Raw genomic sequence first — 17,042 nt, 5'->3', positions numbered from 1 at the left:
TCGCCGCCTTACTCGCACCAGGCTGGCCTACCAGCTTGACTGCCTCGCGCTTGAACTCTTCTGAAAACAACCGTCTTTCACGTGCCATGTAATTCCTCCGATAGGGACATCATACCTATCGAAAGTGTCCGAGCTGGTGGGGGAAGGCCAAAGTGTGTTGATGAAGAATTTCGCTGCCATAGACTGGCCACGGTTCGACTGAGAACATCACACTTCGGACGAGGCGGCCATCACATTCCCCATCACACCTGCCATCGTAGGAAGTTGTCAACAGCGTTGAAACACGCGTAGAATGCGGGCAACGCGGGTGTAGCTCAATGGTAGAGCAGAAGCTTCCCAAGCTTCATACGAGGGTTCGATTCCCTTCACCCGCTCCAATCGCCCTTCCTGTAGCTGAGCAGCGCCATCCCGTTTCCAATCGCGATATCCTTTGCGTTCCCTCGTCTCGCCGAGCAAGGAGCGCTTCGCATGAGTCCCGATTCCCTGTCACGTCGCCGCCTGCTGCAAACGATGCTCGCCGCATCCGGCGGCCTGGCCCTGCCGTCGCTGCACGCCGCACCAGGTCCCGCGCCGCTGCTCACCCGCCCGATTCCCTCGTCCGGCGAACAGATCCCGGTCATTGGCCTGGGCAGCTGGATCACCTTCAACGTCGGCCGCGATCCGCAGGCCCGCAAGGAATGCCAGGAGGTGATGCGCCAGTTCTTCGCTGGCGGCGGCCGGATGATCGACTCGTCCCCGATGTACGGCTCGGCCCAGGACGTGATCGGCGAAGCCGTGCAGGCCATCAAGCCGCCGCGCCTCTTCTCCGCCGACAAGGTGTGGATCAGCGGTGGCGCCCGGGGCGTGCAGCAGATCGAGACTTCGCGCAAGCTGTGGCGCGTGCCGCGCTTCGACCTGCTGCAGGTGCATAACCTGCTGTCGTGGGAAGAGCACCTCACGACCCTGCAGGCGATGAAGAGAGAAGGGCGCTTGCGCTACGTCGGCATCACGACCTCCGAAGGCCGGCGTCTTGGCGAGATCGAAAAGATCATGGCCTCGCATCCGATCGACTTCGTGCAAATCTCGTACAACGCCCTCGATCGCGAGGTAGAGCAGCGCATCCTGCCGCTGGCGCGCGAGCGCCGCATCGGCGTGATCGTCAACCGGCCGTTCCGCCAGGGAGACTTGACGCAGGCGCTGGCCGGCAAGCCGCTGCCCGGCTGGGCCGCGGAGATCGGCTGCACCACCTGGGCCCAGGCGCTGCTGAAGTTCATCGTGTCCCATCCCGCCGTCACCTGCGCGATCCCCGCCACCTCGAGCGTGGCCCACGTGCGCGAGAACCTGCTGGCGGGAAGCGGCCGGATGCCCGACGAAGCCCTGCGAAGGCGCATCGCCCAGGATGCCGAAAGGCTGGCATGAGCGAGTGGTGGACCGAGTGGGCGACCTACAGGCTGTCGGACTTGCTGATGTTCTCGCAGCGCAGCTACTACCGGCTCATGGCCCTGTACAACGAGGCGGTCTGGCCCGCGCACCTGCCGGCGCTGGCGGCCGGCCTGGCCGTGATCGGCTGCATCGCGCGCCCTGGCGTCCACACCCGCCGCATCGCACTGCTGGTACTGGCCGTGGCCTGGGGCTGGGTGGGCTGGGCCTATCACCTGGCGCGCTATGCGGACATCAACACCGCCGGCCCCTGGTTCGCGCTCGCGTTCGGGGTGCAGGCAGTGATGCTGTGTTTCATGGCGCTGCGGCCGCGCGCGGCGACGCCGGCCGGCGTGCAGAAACAGGTGGCGTTGGGGCTGGCCGGCCTGGCGGTGGTCGCGTATCCGCTGCTGGCGCCGGGTAGCGGCCGTGGCTGGAGCCAGGCCGAAGTGTTCGGCATCGCGCCCGATCCTACCGCGATCGCGACGCTGGGCGTGCTGCTGGCCAGCCGTGCGCACCCGATTGCCTGGCTGATCCCGTTGGCGTGGTGCGCGGTGAGCGGCGCGACCCTGATGGAACTGCGCGTCGGTTACGCCTGGCTGCTGCCGACGTTCGCCCTCCTTGCGGTCGCGGCCGGATTGCTTTTCAGGCGTATGCCCCAGGCGCGGTGGCAGGGGCAGGACAAGTAGAGGCCGACCGGCCGGCGCTCAGCTCGACAACAGATTGCCCAACCTGAACGAATCCACCCCCGCCACCTTGCACACGTGCATCCCGCGCAGCAGGTGCCGGTGCGCCGTGCTGGCGAACAGCAGCCCCGAACGGCTGGCCGCCACCGGCGTGACCTGGCCGCTTACCGGATTGACGATGTCCGCGATCGGCTCGCCCGCCGCCACCTGGTCTCCCAGCTGCTTGCGAAACACCAGCACGCCCGCATGCGGCGCCGACAGGGGCTCGACCGCGTCCAGCGGCGTCGGGCCGCATTGCGCCGCTGGCAGGGCGCCCACTGGGATGTCGAGCACGCCCTGGTGCGCCAGGTAGTGCACGATGGCGTCGGCATCCTGCTGCGCGTAGTCGTAGTTCACGTCGTTCTCGCCGCGCAGTTCGACGGTGACGGCGGCGCAGGCAGGCGGGATCGCGGCTTGCGGAAAGTGGTCGGCCAGGTCCCACCACACGCGGCTGCAGGCTTCGTCGAAGGCTTCGCCGCCCGATTCCTTCGCCACCAATAGCACGCGCGCGCCCATCAGGTCGGCCAATGGCTGCACTACGTCGATCAGCGGCGTGCCGGTGTACATGTGCAGCACCGCCTCGTTATCGCAGTGCAGGTCGAGCACGATGTCGGCGTCGATCGCCATCGTCAGCAGGATTTTCTTGAGCGTGGCGGCATTGTCCGCCGGTTCCCAGGCCGCCACCTCGGCACGGGCCAGCTCACGGATCAGTGCGACGTTGGCCGCGGCGTCCGGGCCCAGCCGCCCCGCGAGCGCGTTCTTGAGGGCGGCCGCGACGTGGCGGTAGGAGCGGTTGAAATTCAGGCCGGTGGACAGGTCGTAGCGGCCGAACGGCGCGCCATGCAGCACCTGGGACAGGCCGAGCGGATTGGCTGCCGGAACCAGGACGATCTCGCCCTTGATGCGTCCCTCGGCGTCGAGCTGGTCGAGTCGCTCGCGCAGCAGGTGCGCCACCAGCATCGCCGGCACTTCGTCGGCGTGGATCGCGGCCTGGATGTACACCTTCTTGCCGCTGCCGGGCGTGCCGTAGTGGAGCGACGTCAGGGTCATGGTGGCGACACTGTCTTCGATGGCGATCGGGTGTTTCGTCGAGTGCATGGCAAGAGGCTCCGGCGTTGCTGGGGGAAGACACCGATTATGCGCGATTCCGCCTTGCCGCCACGCACGGTCGATGGTGGAGACGGCTGCGCTATAATGACAGCCGTTTTTTCCGCATATTCCACACTCCCCATGTCTTCTGAAAAGCCCACCAGTGGTCCGGCACGGTCCATGCTGTACGATCCCACCGAACACCGCATCCGCAGTTTCGTCACGCGCGCAGGGCGGTTGTCGACCGCGCAGGCGCGGGCTTTCGAGGAGCATGGCCCCAAGTTCCTGATCGAGTACAAGAAAGAGCCGCTCGATCTCGCAGGCGCTTTCGGTCGTCATGCGCCGGTCGTCCTCGAAATCGGCTTCGGCATGGGCGACACCACGGCCCATATCGCGAAACTGATGCCCGAAACGGACTTCCTGGGCGTCGAAGTGCACACGCCGGGCGTGGGCAGCCTGCTCAAGCAGATCGGCGAGCAGGACATCGCCAACCTGCGCCTGGTCCAGCATGACGTGTTCGAGGTGCTGAACCACATGATTCCGGATGGCGCGCTGCACGGCGTGCACGTGTTCTTCCCCGATCCATGGCACAAGGCGCGCCACAACAAGCGCCGCCTGATCCAGCCGTCCTTCGTCAAGCTGCTGTGCCGGAAGATCGCGCCGGGCGGCTACCTGCACCTGGCGACCGACTGGGAAGACTATGCGGTGCAGATGCTCGACGTCTTGAGCGCCGAGCCGGAGCTGGTCAACACCGCCGAGGGCTATGCGCCGCAGCCTGCATACCGTCCGCTGACCAAGTTCGAGAACCGTGGCATCAAGCTGGGCCACGGGGTGTGGGACCTGGTCTTCACGCGCAAATAAGCCATTCGGCCATCGTCGTTCACGCACGCCATGTCGTCGTTCGTCACCTCCCGCTGGGCGATGAACGGCAAAGTTCCTACACTGGACTCGTTGCTATACATTAACGAGTACGGAGGAAACCATGTGGGGACGAATCGCGCGGTGGTGGAAGGAGTGGGACCAGGAGCTGCTCGGCGTGCTGCGACAGCCTGGCCTGGCTGTCCAGGCGCCGGCGGGCTGGCGGCGCAGGATGGCGTGCAAGATTGCCGACATGTCGCCGGTCGAGCGCGAGGAGCTGTATCACATCGCGACGGCGTATAGCGGCAAGGCCTTCATACGCCTGCTTGCCAAGCTGTGCCTGGTATTCTCGGTGTTCGGTGCACTGGTCAAGCTGGCCTTCCTGCCCGGGCTGTCCCTGATGGCAGCGGTGCTGGCCGCGAATGCGGTCGGCTTGGGTGTCGTGCTGGCGCTGGCCGCGGTCTGGTTCAATCACGAGAAATATGTGCAGCGCGGCCGCCGGCTCGTGACGAAGGCCATCGGCCTGGGCATGCTGGGAGGCCTGTACGGCGCGGTTCTGGTGGTGATGTTCAAGGGAGATTCCTGGGGACGCCTGCTCGAGATCATGCCGAAGGTCCTGATGGTGACCGGGTTTGGCGTTCTGCTCCTGGTCGCGCTGCCAGGCTTCGTGCTGGCGCTGGTGCGCAGTCGGCACTATGCCCTGCTTGCCGTGAAGCTGAAGCAGGAAGCCGAGCAGGAGCGCCTGGCCCGCGAACTGAGCGAGACCCGGCTGCGGCTGCTGCATGCCCAGATCGAGCCGCACTTCCTGTTCAATACCCTCGGCGCGGTGCAGCAGCTGGCCGAGCAGGGCGCGCAAGGTGCGGCAAGGGCCGCCGAACTGACCTCCCACCTGATCGACTTCCTGCGCGCCAGCATGAGCGATATGCGGTGCGAACAGGTCGACCTGGAGACCGAGTTCCGCCTGGTCGACTCCTACCTGCGGGTGATGCAGATCCGTATGGGCGAGCGCTTGCGCTACACGGTCGACCTGCCCGATGCGCTGGCGAGCACCCAGGTGCCCAGCATGCTCGTGCTGACCCTGGCCGAGAACGCGATCAAGCATGGCATCGAGCCGTCCGTGCACGGCGGCGAGATCGCGGTCACGGCCCATGACGACCACGGGACGATCCGTATCCGGGTACGCGACAGCGGCGTCGGCATGAGCGACACGCCGGGCGCCGGCACCGGCCTGGAAAACGTGCGCCACCGCCTGCGCCTGACGTACGGCGAGGGCGCCTGCCTGTTGCTGAGTGAAGCCGAACCTGGCCTGCTGGCCGAAATCGTCATCCCCTGCAAGGAGCAAAAATGAGTGTCAACGTGCTGGTCGCCGAAGACGAACCATTGATGCGCGAGCGCCTGCTCGGCATGCTGGCCACGGCCTGGCCCGAAGCCAGCGTGGTGGCGGCGCCCGAAAACGGCATCGATGCCTGGGACGCCTGGCTCGCGCACGAGCCGCAGGTGGTCTTCCTGGATATCCGCATGCCCGGCATGTCGGGCCTGGAAGTGGCCGAACGCATCGGCCGCCGCTCTCATGTGGTGTTCGTCACCGCCTACGACCAGTATGCGGTCGATGCCTTCGACGCCGGTGCGGTCGATTACCTGCTGAAACCGATCCAGCCGGGCCGGCTCGACAAGGCATTGGCGCGCCTGCGCGAGAAGCTGGACACCCGACCGGACGATGTCAGCCAAGTGGTGCAGCAGGTCAAGGCGGCGTCGCCACAACCGAAGCGCGAAAAGCTCAAATGGCTCAAGGCCAGCGTCGGCAAGCAGATCCGCCTGATCGATGTCGAGGAGGTGCTGTTCTTCCAGGCCGACAGCAAGTACACGCGCGTCGTGCTCAATGGTTCCGAGGCGCTGGTGCGCATTGCCTTGAAAGATCTGGTGGGTGGGCTCGACCCAAGCCTGTTCTGGCAGATCCACCGCGGCACGCTGGTGAACGTGAATGCGATCCGGGTGGCCGAGCGGGTCGACGCCGAACGCATGCAGGTGCTGCTGCGCGGGAGCAACGAGGTGCTCCCGGTGAGTCGCAGTTTTACTCACCTGTTCCGGGAGTAATCCGGTCAGCTCATCTCGTTGATGATGGCGACGATCTCGTCGCCATAGGACACGAGCTTTTTCTCGCCGACGCCCGTCACGCCGCGCAGCTGGTCGATCGAGGCCGGCTTGACCTTGGCGATCTCGCGCAGGGTCGCATCCTGGAACACCACATAGGCCGGCACGCCGTGCTCGCGCGCGGTGCCCATGCGCCACGAGCGCAGGCGGTCGAAGATCGCCTGTTCGGAGCGCGACAATTCGGTTTCTTCGTAGTTCGAGCGCGAGGTGGACGGGCGCTTGGCCTTGACCGGCTTCTGGTACTGGCGCAGCTGCACCTTCTGCTCGCCCTTGAGCACGGGCCGCGCGGCGTCGGTGAGCTTGAGCGAACTGAAGGCGTCGTGGTCGACCGTCACCAGGCCGAGGGCGATCGCTTGCCGCAATATGGCGCGCCATTCCTGTTCGGAGCGGTCGGCGCCGACGCCGTACACGGTGAGCTTGTCGTGGTGCCACTGGCTGATGCGCTCCGTCTGGGCGCCGCGCAGCACGTCGATCACGTGGCCGCCGGCGAAGCGCTGGTCGACCCGGTAGATGGTCGACAGCAGCTTTTGCACCGGCACCGTGCCGTCGAAGCTGACCGGCGGCACCAGGCAGGTGTCGCAGTTGCCGCAGGGGCCGGAGCGCTCGCCGAAGTAGTCGAGCAGGCGCATGCGCCGGCAGCTGAGCGTTTCGCACAGCCCGAGCATGGCGTCGAGCTTCATCGACAGCACGCGCTTGAAGGTTTCGTCGGCCTCGGATTCGTCGATCATGCGGCGCTGCAGGACCACGTCTTGCAGGCCATAGGCCATCCAGGCGCTGGCGGGAGCGCCGTCGCGGCCGGCGCGGCCCGTCTCCTGGTAATAGCCCTCGATGCTCTTGGGCAGGTCGAGGTGGCAGACGAAACGCACGTCGGGCTTGTCGATGCCCATGCCGAAGGCGATGGTGGCGACCATGACGATGTTCTCTTCGCGCAGGAAGCGGGCCTGGTTGGCGGCGCGCACCGTGTGCTCCATGCCGGCGTGGTAAGCCATGGCGCGGATGCCGTGCTCGTTCAGGAAGTCCGCCGTCTCCTCGACCTTCTTGCGCGACAGGCAGTAGACGATGCCGGAATCCTGCGCGTGCTCGCTCGTGATGAAATCGATCAGCTGCTTGCGGCCGGTGGTCTTCTCGACGATCGAGTAGCGGATGTTGGGACGGTCGAACGACGAGACGAACTGGCGCGCGTCTTCCAGTTGCAGGCGGTGCGCGATCTCGGCCCGGGTCTGCTGGTCGGCGGTCGCGGTAAGCGCGATGCGCGGCACGTTGGGGAAGCGCTCGTGCAGGATCGACAGCCGGATGTATTCGGGACGGAAGTCATGGCCCCATTGCGACACGCAGTGCGCCTCGTCGATGGCGAACAGCGAGATGCGGCTGCTTTCGAACAGTTCGAGGCAGCGCGGCGTCATCAGGCGCTCGGGCGCCACGTAGACCAGGTCGATCTCGCCAGTACGCACCAGGCGCTCGATGCGCATGGCTTCTTCGAACGTTTGCGTCGAGTTGAGGAAGGCGGCGCGCACGCCGACTTCTTCCAGCGCGTCGACCTGGTCTTGCATCAGCGCGATGAGCGGGGAGACGACGACGCCGACGCCGTCGCGCAGCAGGGCGGGAATCTGGTAGCACAGCGACTTGCCGCCGCCGGTCGGCATCAGGACCAGCGCGTCGCCGCCGCTGGCCACGTGCTCGACGATCTCTCCCTGCTGCCCGCGGAAGGCGGGATAGCCGAAGACCGTCTCCAGCACGTGGAGAGCGCGCGCGCCGAGGTCGGCGCCGATATCGGGATTCATACTGTCTGTTTCAGTGTTTTGGACAAGGGTGAGGCTGGTAGTTTACTCCGACCAGTTGACCAAGCCAAAGTGAGCGGTCACCAGCACCAGGATGCCGAATACGATACGGTACCAGGCGAAGATCGTGAAGTCGTGCGTGCTGATGTAGCGCAGCAGCCAGCGCACGCACAGGAAGGCCGCGATGAAGGCCGAGACGAAGCCGAGGCCGAACAGCGGGAAGTCGGCCATCGACAGTGCCTCGCGTTCCTTGACCACAGAATAGACCGTCGCGCCAAGCATCGTCGGCATGGCAAGGAAGAACGAAAACTCGGTGGCCGCCTTGCGTGACAGGCCGAACAGCATGCCGCCGATGATGGTCGAGCCCGAACGGCTGGTGCCGGGAATCAGGGCAAAGGACTGGGCGAAGCCGACCTTCAGGGCATCGAGGGCGGTCATGTCGTCGACGCTATCGACCCGCGGCGCCGTGACGCGCTGGCGCTGGCGCCGTTCCACCCACAGGATGATGACGCCGCCCACGACCAGGGCGATCGCCACCGGCACCGGGTGGAACAGGAGTTCGGTGATCGTGGCGCTGAACAGCACACCGGCAACGGCGGCCGGCAGGAAGGCGATCGCGACGTTGCGCGCGAAGCGCTGCTGGAGCGGATCCGACCCCAGCCCGGAAAACAGGCGCATGACGCGCTCACGGTACTCCCAGACGACGGCCAGCACGGCGCCCAGCTGGATCACGATCTTGAATACCGTTTCTCTGACGCCTGTGAAATTGAGCAATTCGCCCGCAAGAATCAGGTGACCGGTGGAAGAAATTGGAAGAAATTCGGTGAAGCCCTCGACCAGGCCCATGATGATCGCCTTGATGGCGAGCGCAATATCCATGAATTATGTTGGTGTGGAAGTGATCTGGGAACGAGCCGGTTCAGGCACGCCGGCTTGGGCTCGAAGCTTACCATGAGCCGGCCCCCCGCCGTTGGGCTAACTGAACCGTACGGACGATTTTGCAGCGGCAATGTGCGGCCGGCCAGTGGCCAGGCATGCGCGCGAATGAAGAAGCGCTTGCATCGAATGTGACATCGCGTGCTACACTAAATCCATGAGTAATCCTGCACTCACCCAATGAGTCTATTATTGGTCATCATTCTTGCCGCGCTGTCCTGGCTGGCATTTCATGACTGGCAGTTGCCTAATGCATTACGCTACCGACCCTTCCAGGGCCGGGTCTGGCGCAGTTCTTTCCCATCTGCTTCCCGTAAAGACATCCGCGAATTCCTGTCGGTGTTCGGCGCCGCGTTCTCGTTCGGCGACAGCGAGAAGCTGCACCTGCGTCCTGACGACCAGGTGCTGGGCGTGGTGCGCGCCGCCAGGACCACCCGCTGGATGCCCGACGCGTCCGACATCGAGCCGCTGGCGCGCGCCCTGCGCGAGCGCTACGGTCTGCGCCTGGACGAGGTCTGGCATGACGGCTTGACCCTTGGCGGGCTGTTCCAGCGCGTGCAACAGGCACGCGGCAAATCGGCGGTGTAGGGTCGGCGGCTCGCCGCCGACGCGGCGATTGTTATCGGTACCGAATTTCGCGCCGGACGATCTCGCTGCCAACGATCACCGCGTCGGCGGCGTAAGCCGCCGACCCTGCGGCGCTGTCGCTTCTTCCAGCTCGGTCAGCCAGCGGATCGCCTGCGGGCGATCGTCGCCGCACATCTCATGCGACGGCTGCAGGCCGCCGCAGAAGGCCGGCCGTTCCGGTTGGCCAAAGATGCGGCAGCGCTCATCCTCTCCCAATTGCACGCAACGCACCCCGGCCGGCTTGCCGTTCGGCATGCCTGGAATCGGGCTGGTGATCGAGGGCGCGGTGCAGCAGGCGCCGCACTGCGGCCGGCACTGAAAAGGGGCGGACATGGACATCGGCATTGGAAGAAACTGAGCCCCCCAGTATACCTTAGCCGCTTCCAAGCGAAATACGACATCTTCGTGAAACGGCTTAATCTACGGTTTCCGCCTGATTTAAACTAATATAGTTTGTCGATACAACGTTTGCTTGACTGTTCCGACGACCGCGGTCTATATTGATTGCTCCTTAGATAATTTTCTGGGCGGGAATATGGACTGCCAACTTGACAGCAAGCCGCGCTGGGAACGTCGCAAGGAAGCGCGTCCCAAAGAGCTTCTGGCTTCCGCCATCGAGCTGTTCGTGGAACGTGGTTTCGCCTCGACTCGCCTGGAGGACGTGGCCCGCCGCGCCGGGGTGTCGAAGGGTACGCTCTACCTGTATTACGCCAACAAGGAAGACCTGTTCAAGGCCGTCGTACGCCAGGCCATCCTGCCGATGATCGACGATGCCGAGACATCGGTGGCGGAGTTCGATGGCCACAGCGCCGAGTTGCTGCGCCACGTGATCCTGTCCTGGTGGGTGCGCATCGGCGCGACCAAGGCGTCCGGCATCAGCAAGCTGATCCTTGCCGAATCCGACAATTTTCCCGAACTGGCGCGCTTTTACCAGGAAGAGGTCATGACACGCGGCATGCGCATGATTTCGAGCATGCTCGAACGCGGCATCCGCCGCGGCGAGTTCCGCGGGATCGACGTGCCGCAGACGGCCCAGGTGCTGATCGCGCCGCTGCTGATGCTCTCGACCTGGAAGCATACGATCGCCCCCTGCGAGCGCTGCGACCTGCAGCCCGAGGCTTTCCTGGAAGCCTTCCTCGATATCACCCTGCACGGCCTGCTTCCCGCCTCCAGGTAAGTTACCTGTCACGCCAGGGACCGATTTCTGGCGTTCATCCCCCTCAAACTGCAGACTGTCGCAATTTTTCGCTGGCTCGGCCGTGCATCGTTAAGATGTGCGTCCAGAGGCCATTGAGCGATTAGAATATCGGATTATTTATTTTTCCACCGAGAATTGAAATGAATATCGAACAAGCCCGCTTCAATATGGTCGAACAGCAAATCCGTCCGTGGAATGTCCTGGACGAAGAAGTGCTGGCGCTGCTGCACGTGGTCAAGCGCGAACAATTCGTGCCGAAGGCCTACGAGAACCTGGCGTTCGCGGATGTCGAGATCCCGTTGCCGGGCGGCGAGACGATGTTCAATCCGAAGGTCGAAGCGCGCATCCTGCAAGAGATCGCGGTGAAGAAGCATGAGAACGTGCTGGAGATCGGCGCCGGGTCCGGTTACATGGCCGCGCTGCTGGCGCACAAGGCGCGCCACGTGACCACGGTCGAGATCCAGCCGGAAAGCGTCTCGCTGGCCAAGGAAAACCTGGCCAGGGCCGGCGTCATCAACGTCAGCGTGGAAGAGGGCAACGGCGCCCAGGGCTGGCCGACGGACGCCCCCTACGACGTGATCGTGGTCTCGGGCGGTCTGCCAGTGCTGCCGGAAGCGCTGGTCACGCAGCTGAAGGTGGGTGGTCGCATGATTGCCATCCTGGGCGAGGCGCCGGCGATGAGCTGCCAGCTGATCACCCGCACCTCGGAAACGGCGCACGATGCGGTCAAGCTGTTCGAAACCGTGGCCAAGCCGCTGACCGGCGCCGAAGCGCCGTCGCGCTTTACCTTCTGAAGGCGATCGATGCGACAGATTACCGCCCCTGAGCTGGCCGCATGGCTGGCCGACCCGGCGCGCGAGCAGCCGCTGCTGCTCGACGTGCGCGAGGATTGGGAATTCCAGACCTGCAAGATCGCAGGCTCGACCCAGATCCCGATGCAACTGATTCCGGTCCGCGTGAGCGAGATCGACGACGACCGGGAAGTGGTGTGCATCTGCCACCACGGCGCGCGCAGCATGAACGTGGCCGCTTTCCTGGAGCGCAATGGGTTCAGTAACGTAACGAATTTAACGGGCGGGATACACGCCTGGGCCGTACAGGTCGATCCGTCAATGCCGAAGTATTGACCTGATCCTCAACCAGATGACTCCTGTGGAGATAGCAATGCAGAAACCCCTACTTGCCGTGCTGCTTGCCAGCGCGTGCTTCTCGCTCAACGCCCATGCTGCCGACCTGATCCAGGTCTACCAGCAGGCGCTGGCCAACGACGCGACATATGCGAGTGCACGCGCCTCGCTGGCCGCCGGCCGCGAGCGGATCACACAGGGGCGTTCAGGCCTGCTGCCAACCGTGGGTCTCAGTGGTGGGATCAGCAAGAACGACAACGAGTTCGATCCATGGAATATCGGCCAGGTGGGCACCTTGCCGAACGGCCAGCCGGGCATCATCGATTCGAGCGGTGCGAACCTGCGCACCAACGAATACACGCTGTCGCTGCAGCAGCCGTTGTACCGCTGGGATCGCTGGCAGACTTACCAGCAGAGCAAGCTGCAGCAGGCGATCGCCGAGGCGCAGTTTGCCCAGGCCCAGCAAGACCTGATCACGCGCGTGGCCACGGCGTATTTCGACGTGCTGGCGGCGCAAGACAAACTGGAGTCGACGCGCGCCCAGAAGGAAGCGACCACCGAACAGCTGGCGTCGGCCAAGCGCAACTTCGAGGTCGGCACCCAGACCATCACCGACACCCACGAGGCGCAGGCCGCGTACGATCTGGTGCTGGCGCAGGAATTCGCCGCCGTCAACGACCTCGACAACAAGCGCAACATGCTGCAGACGATCATCGGCACCGCGCCGGGCAACCTGGCCCCGCTCAAGCCGGGCGTGACCCTGGCGGTGCCGCAGCCGGCCTCGGTCGATCCGTGGGTGTCGTCGGCCGAGAACCAGAACTACGGCGTGACCGTCGGTCAGCTGCAGGTCGAGATCGCCATGCGCGACATCTCGCGCAACCGCGCCGGCCACCTGCCGACCGTCGACCTGGTGGCGAGTTCGACCCGCCGCGACATCAACGGCCGCACCGGCAATTCGGGCGACACCAAGAACAATGCGATCGGCGTGCAGTGGAGCGTGCCGATCTTCAGCGGCTTCGCCGTCACCAGCCGCGTGCGCGAATCGATCGCGCTGGAAGACCGGGCACGCAACGACCTCGAGGCGACCCGCCGCAACGCGGCGATGCAGGCGCGCCAATCCTTCCTGGGCGTGAACAGCGGCCTGGCCCAGGTCAAGGCGCTGGAAGCGGCGGAAGTGTCGAGCCAGTCGGCGCTGGAGTCGAACAAGCTGGGTTACCAGGTCGGCGTGCGCATCAATATCGACGTGCTGAACGCCCAGCGCCAGCTGTACCAGACCCGCACCGACCTGTCGCGCGCGCGCTATGACGTGATCATCAACGGCCTGCGCCTGAAGGCAGCGGCCGGTTCGCTGCGCGAGGCCGACCTGATGCCGGTGAACAGCTTGCTGGGAGAGTGATCTTCCGAGCCTGCGCCGTGGGTGCGCAGGCAGGTTTGAAAAAGCCCGGGGCCAGCATGCTGGCAACCCGGGCTTTTTCATTTTTCATATTACAGTGCCCGCGCGCGGCGCCACTGGATCAGTTCGGCGATGGTGAGGATCGGGAAGGCGCGTTCTTCGGCGAACTGCTCGATCTGCTCGCCACGCATCATGGTGCCGTCCGGGTTCATCAGCTCACACAGCACGGCGGCCGGCTGCAGGCCGGCCAGCCTGGCCAGGTCGACCGAGCCTTCGGTATGGCCGGCGCGCGCCAGCACGCCGCCCGGGGTGGCGCGCAGCGGGAACACATGGCCGGGGCGCACGAGGTCGTCCGGCTGGGCGTTGCGCGCAGTCGCGGCCTGGATCGTGGAGACGCGGTCCGCGGCCGAGACGCCCGTGGTCACGCCATGGCGGGCTTCGATCGAGACCGTGAACGGGGTGCCGTAGCGGCTGCCGTTCTCCGGCGCCATCGGCGGCAGTTCGAGCGCGCGCACTTTTTCATCGGACAGGCACAGGCAGACGATGCCGCTGCATTCGCGGATCATCAGCGCCATGGATTCGACGGTCAGCTTTTCGGCGGCGACGATCAGATCGGCTTCGTTCTCGCGATCGAAGTCGTCGAGCAGGATGACGGGAATGCCGGCGCGCATGGCGGCCAGGGCGGCGGCGATACGACCTTCGAGGTCATTGCTTTGAAGGGTGTAGGCAGGGACTAACATGTGAAACGCTCCTCGCAGTGGTTGGCGAAAAACGCATCAGGGCAAAGCGAAACCGCGCACCCGTTCAACCGCGAAGGCGCGGGTGAGCAGGCGCATGACAGCGCACATCTTCTTTCATCCGGACTATACCGTCGGCCCTGGCTTCTCACCAGGTCTGCTGACCCTGCTCACTGAAAAGTTGAGCAGGCGCTCGCGGGCTCGACCCGTGAAGATCATACCGCCGGTGGGGAATCGCACCCCGCCCCGAAGACGTTATTACATTGTGGTTGCCTGTTTGATAGGCAGGCGGATTGTAGCAGCGTGCGAGGATTCCTGCTCAGCAGGTACCGGTTTGGGATCGGTGGACAGACTCGACCGCGGGTCAGCTCAGCAGTTCACGCGAGTACACACGACATGGTGACAGCGCCAAAAAAATGGCGCGACACCCGCAGGCGCCGCGCCATCCTTGCTGAAAATCCGGTCAGCTTAGTTGCTCAGCCCACCGCCGCCGGCATTGTCGGCGCGCTCGATCAGCTCGACCTTGTAGCCGTCCGGGTCGGCGATGAAGGCGATCACGGTGGTGCCGCCCTTGACCGGGCCCGGTTCGCGGGTGATGTTGCCGCCGGCTGCGCGCACCTGATCGCAGGTGGCGTAGATGTCTTCGGTCGAGATCGCGATGTGACCGTAGCCCGTGCCCATGTCGTAGCTGTCGGTGCCCCAGTTATAGGTCAGCTCGAGCTCGGCGTGGTCGGGATTGCTGCCGTAGCCGAGGAAGGCCAGGCTGTACTTGTATTCCGGATTATCGCTGGTGCGCAGCAGTTTCATGCCCAGCACCTTGGTGTAGAAGTCGATGGAGCGTTGCAGGTCGCCGACCCTCAACATGGTATGCAGGATGCGCATTTGGATTGCCCTATGGGTTTCGAAGAACCGCTATTCTATGCGTTCGACGGCATCCTTGCCGGAGGCGCCGCAGGCAGGACTGCCCGCGGCGCGCCGGATCAGTTCTCGAGCTTGGCGTCGAGCGTGATCTTGGCGTTGAGCAGCTTCGAGACCGGGCAGTTTTCCTTGGCGGTGGTGGCCGCCTTGTCGAAGGCTTCCTGGCTCGCGCCCGGGATCTTCGCCACCAGGTCGAGGTGCACGGCCGTGATCGAGAAGCCGCCCTCGACCTTTTCCATCGACACCGTCGCCTTGGTGCGCAGCTCGTCGGCGGTCAGGCCGGCCTGGCCCAGCTGGCCCGACAGCGCCATCGTGAAGCAGCCAGCATGCGCCGCGCCGATCAGCTCTTCGGGATTGGTGCCCGGCGCGTCTTCGAAGCGGGTGTTGAAGCCGTAGGGCTGGTCCTTGAGCGCGCCGCTGCCGGTCGACACCTGGCCCTTGCCATCCTTGATGCCGCCACTCCAGACTGCACTGCCATCGCGTTTGATCGTCATGGGTTATTTCCTTTCATTGTCGTTGGTGTCGGGTGCGGGCTCGGCGTCATGGTCGCGCATGTCGCGATGACGGTCGGGCTGCGGTGTCGCCTGGCCGCTGGCGCCGGGGGCGGGATCGACCGCCTCCGAAATGCCGGGCGTGTTGCGCGCATCGGTATCGACCAGGCCCTGTTCGAGGTCCTTGGCCGCCTGCTTCATGACGCCGCGCGGCGCCTGGTCTTGCGCGTCCGGCGTCTCGTCGCGTTCATGCGGCTGGCGTTTGACGCCATCGTTGCTCATCGGTTCCCTGGTATTGACGAACCGGTCCTTGGCTTCGGTCACCATGGTGCTCTCCTTTGCATTTTCGTCATCATTGCCATCCTAACGCCCCGTTGGCGAATGAGTCGCGCAATTGAACCCTGTAATTTAATGATGCTTTTCTTTGCAATGACCCGGTGCAGCGGGGGAAGGTGAACGTATCGACCGCCGGCGCGCCTTGCGCACCGACCGACCCCGCGCGCATCGCATCCCGACCTTGGCCGTCCTGAGCGCGATGGGCGCGGTACTGATGGGCTGAACTTGCAGGGCAGGGGCGGCGCCAGCTATACTGTTCATTCATACAGTAATCGCCGAGCGCCGTATGGCAGCGGCAGGGATTATCGGTTAATCTCCACCGTGTCGTTCAACCCTATACCGCAGAGACCGTCATGTCCGCTTCGCCCCAACCGCAACAGATCATCGCGCTCGTGGTGAGGCACAACACGGCAGGCGTCGAGGAACCGGTCGGCCGCATTCGCGATTTCCTGCAAGAGGCCGGCTACCGCGTGGTGTTCGAGGCCGATACCGCGGCGCACCTGGAGCTCGATCAACTCGATTCGATGACCGTGGCCGAGATCGGCGCGCAGGCCAAGATCGGCATCGTGGTCGGCGGCGACGGCACCATGCTGGGCATCGCGCGCCAGCTGGCCGCGTACGACATCGCCCTGATCGGCATCAACCTGGGCCGGCTCGGCTTCATCACCGACATCCCGCTCGACGACATGCTGCCGGCGCTCAGCGAGATCCTGCAGGGCCGCGCGCGCGCCGAAGAACGTACCCTGCTCGAAGCGCGCGTGATGCGCGGCGGCGAGCAGATCTTCTGCAGCGTGGCCGTCAACGACGTGGTCGTGGCGCGCGGCACCGGCGCCGGCATGGTCGAACTCAAACTGACCGTCGACGGTCAATTCATGTACAACCAGCGTTCGGATGGCCTGATCGTCTCCACGCCCACCGGCTCCACGGCCTACGCGCTGTCGGCCGGCGGCCCGCTGCTGCACCCGAGAATGAAAGGCACGGTGCTGGTGCCGATCGCGCCGCACGCGCTGTCGAACCGGCCGATCGTGGTGCCCGACGACAGCGAGATCGTGGTCGAGCTGGTCAGCGGACGCGACATCAGCGTGAACTTCGACATGCAGACCTTCACCAGCCTGCAACTGGGCGACCGCATCGTCATTTCGCGCTCGCCGCACACGATCACCTTCCTGCATCCGCTCGACTGGAGCTATTACCACACGCTGCGCCAGAAGCTGCACTGGAACGAATACCCCACCAACGACGGCAAGCTCAAGTAAGAAGCCGGTATGCCCGCCCGACTT

At 64.8% G+C, this 17,042-nt stretch carries 19 protein-coding genes, 1 tRNA gene and 1 riboswitch; of the genes, 12 read left to right on the top strand and 8 right to left on the bottom strand.

What is annotated here, in order from left to right:
- Positions 1-303: 303 nt before the first annotated feature.
- The 3 genes from ABIB38_RS10500 to ABIB38_RS10490 all read left to right on the top strand — a co-directional run bounded on the left by ABIB38_RS10500 (position 304) and on the right by ABIB38_RS10490 (position 2,087).
- Positions 304-377: transfer RNA gene (locus ABIB38_RS10500), tRNA-Gly, on the top strand.
- 91 nt (positions 378-468) lie between these two features.
- Positions 469-1,398 carry an aldo/keto reductase gene (locus ABIB38_RS10495; protein ID WP_429203699.1) on the top strand — a complete coding sequence of 310 codons (930 nt, stop codon included), beginning with the start codon at positions 469-471 and terminating at the stop codon, positions 1,396-1,398.
- The gene (locus ABIB38_RS10490) at positions 1,395-2,087 is read left to right on the top strand and encodes a DUF6064 family protein (RefSeq protein ID WP_429203698.1); all 693 of its coding nucleotides are present in this window, start codon (positions 1,395-1,397) and stop codon (positions 2,085-2,087) included. Before ABIB38_RS10495 ends, ABIB38_RS10490 begins: the two co-directional genes overlap by 4 nt.
- A gap of 18 nt (positions 2,088-2,105) precedes the next feature.
- Here ABIB38_RS10490 and ABIB38_RS10485 read toward each other — a convergent pair whose 3' ends face one another.
- Positions 2,106-3,221, bottom strand: a complete 1,116-nt coding sequence (locus tag ABIB38_RS10485) for a succinylglutamate desuccinylase/aspartoacylase family protein (protein ID WP_429203697.1) — start codon at positions 3,219-3,221, stop codon at positions 2,106-2,108.
- Between the two features lie 171 nt (positions 3,222-3,392).
- Here ABIB38_RS10485 and trmB point away from each other — a divergent pair, with 171 nt between their 5' ends.
- The 3 genes from trmB (at position 3,393) to ABIB38_RS10470 (ending at position 6,164) form a co-directional block, all read left to right on the top strand.
- Positions 3,393-4,073: a tRNA (guanosine(46)-N7)-methyltransferase TrmB gene (gene trmB, locus ABIB38_RS10480; protein ID WP_429203696.1), complete on the top strand. Its 681-nt coding sequence runs from the start codon at positions 3,393-3,395 to the stop codon at positions 4,071-4,073.
- Positions 4,074-4,194: 121 nt separating this feature from the next.
- A complete protein-coding gene (locus tag ABIB38_RS10475) occupies positions 4,195-5,418 on the top strand; it encodes a sensor histidine kinase (RefSeq protein WP_429203695.1) in 1,224 nt (407 codons plus the stop codon).
- Positions 5,415-6,164, top strand: a complete 750-nt coding sequence (locus ABIB38_RS10470) for a LytR/AlgR family response regulator transcription factor (RefSeq protein WP_429203694.1) — start codon at positions 5,415-5,417, stop codon at positions 6,162-6,164. Before ABIB38_RS10475 ends, ABIB38_RS10470 begins: the two co-directional genes overlap by 4 nt.
- Positions 6,165-6,169: 5 nt before the next feature.
- On the opposite strand, the gene recQ is transcribed toward ABIB38_RS10470, so the two are convergent.
- Both recQ and ABIB38_RS10460 read right to left on the bottom strand, forming a co-directional pair.
- Entirely contained in the window at positions 6,170-8,002 is a 1,833-nt protein-coding gene (gene recQ, locus ABIB38_RS10465) for a DNA helicase RecQ (protein WP_429203693.1), read from the bottom strand.
- Between the two features lie 42 nt (positions 8,003-8,044).
- Positions 8,045-8,878, bottom strand: coding sequence for an undecaprenyl-diphosphate phosphatase (locus tag ABIB38_RS10460; RefSeq protein ID WP_429203692.1), 834 nt, complete (start codon positions 8,876-8,878; stop codon positions 8,045-8,047).
- 237 nt (positions 8,879-9,115) lie between these two features.
- Here ABIB38_RS10460 and ABIB38_RS10455 point away from each other — a divergent pair, with 237 nt between their 5' ends.
- Entirely contained in the window at positions 9,116-9,523 is a 408-nt protein-coding gene (locus ABIB38_RS10455; RefSeq protein WP_429203691.1) for a hypothetical protein, read from the top strand.
- A gap of 75 nt (positions 9,524-9,598) precedes the next feature.
- Here ABIB38_RS10455 and ABIB38_RS10450 read toward each other — a convergent pair whose 3' ends face one another.
- A complete protein-coding gene (locus tag ABIB38_RS10450; protein ID WP_429203690.1) occupies positions 9,599-9,895 on the bottom strand; it encodes a YkgJ family cysteine cluster protein in 297 nt (98 codons plus the stop codon).
- A 202-nt stretch (positions 9,896-10,097) separates the two neighbouring features.
- Here ABIB38_RS10450 and ABIB38_RS10445 point away from each other — a divergent pair, with 202 nt between their 5' ends.
- From ABIB38_RS10445 to ABIB38_RS10430, 4 genes are all read left to right on the top strand, one after another.
- Entirely contained in the window at positions 10,098-10,739 is a 642-nt protein-coding gene (locus tag ABIB38_RS10445) for a TetR/AcrR family transcriptional regulator (RefSeq protein ID WP_429203689.1), read from the top strand.
- 161 nt (positions 10,740-10,900) lie between these two features.
- Positions 10,901-11,554, top strand: a complete 654-nt coding sequence (locus ABIB38_RS10440; RefSeq protein ID WP_429203688.1) for a protein-L-isoaspartate O-methyltransferase family protein — start codon at positions 10,901-10,903, stop codon at positions 11,552-11,554.
- A gap of 9 nt (positions 11,555-11,563) precedes the next feature.
- Positions 11,564-11,887 carry a rhodanese-like domain-containing protein gene (locus ABIB38_RS10435; protein WP_429203687.1) on the top strand — a complete coding sequence of 108 codons (324 nt, stop codon included), beginning with the start codon at positions 11,564-11,566 and terminating at the stop codon, positions 11,885-11,887.
- A gap of 37 nt (positions 11,888-11,924) precedes the next feature.
- Positions 11,925-13,283 (top strand): TolC family outer membrane protein, encoded by a 1,359-nt coding sequence (locus ABIB38_RS10430; RefSeq protein ID WP_429203686.1) that lies wholly within the window; start codon positions 11,925-11,927, stop codon positions 13,281-13,283.
- Positions 13,284-13,372: 89 nt separating this feature from the next.
- Here ABIB38_RS10430 and ribB read toward each other — a convergent pair whose 3' ends face one another.
- The 4 genes from ribB to ABIB38_RS10410 all read right to left on the bottom strand — a co-directional run bounded on the left by ribB (position 13,373) and on the right by ABIB38_RS10410 (position 15,753).
- Positions 13,373-14,020, bottom strand: a complete 648-nt coding sequence (gene ribB, locus ABIB38_RS10425) for a 3,4-dihydroxy-2-butanone-4-phosphate synthase (protein ID WP_429203685.1) — start codon at positions 14,018-14,020, stop codon at positions 13,373-13,375.
- A 102-nt stretch (positions 14,021-14,122) separates the two neighbouring features.
- A riboswitch (FMN riboswitch) is annotated at positions 14,123-14,275 on the bottom strand.
- Between the two features lie 210 nt (positions 14,276-14,485).
- Complete coding sequence (gene gloA / locus ABIB38_RS10420; RefSeq protein WP_429203684.1) at positions 14,486-14,899, bottom strand: lactoylglutathione lyase; 414 nt, start codon at positions 14,897-14,899, stop codon at positions 14,486-14,488.
- A gap of 98 nt (positions 14,900-14,997) precedes the next feature.
- Positions 14,998-15,429 (bottom strand): OsmC family protein, encoded by a 432-nt coding sequence (locus ABIB38_RS10415; protein WP_109346092.1) that lies wholly within the window; start codon positions 15,427-15,429, stop codon positions 14,998-15,000.
- A gap of 3 nt (positions 15,430-15,432) precedes the next feature.
- Entirely contained in the window at positions 15,433-15,753 is a 321-nt protein-coding gene (locus ABIB38_RS10410) for a hypothetical protein (protein ID WP_429203683.1), read from the bottom strand.
- Between the two features lie 362 nt (positions 15,754-16,115).
- Between ABIB38_RS10410 and ABIB38_RS10405 the strand changes: the two genes are divergently transcribed.
- Complete coding sequence (locus tag ABIB38_RS10405) at positions 16,116-17,018, top strand: NAD kinase (RefSeq protein ID WP_429203682.1); 903 nt, start codon at positions 16,116-16,118, stop codon at positions 17,016-17,018.
- The last annotated feature ends 24 nt before the right edge of the window (positions 17,019-17,042 follow it).

Origin of the sequence: Massilia sp. UYP11, assembly GCF_050434805.1 — a bacterium.
In the GTDB taxonomy this organism is placed as follows: domain Bacteria; phylum Pseudomonadota; class Gammaproteobacteria; order Burkholderiales; family Burkholderiaceae_D; genus Telluria.
The sequence above is the reverse complement of the archived record's forward strand: the minus strand, read 5'-3'. Positions and strand labels throughout refer to the sequence as shown.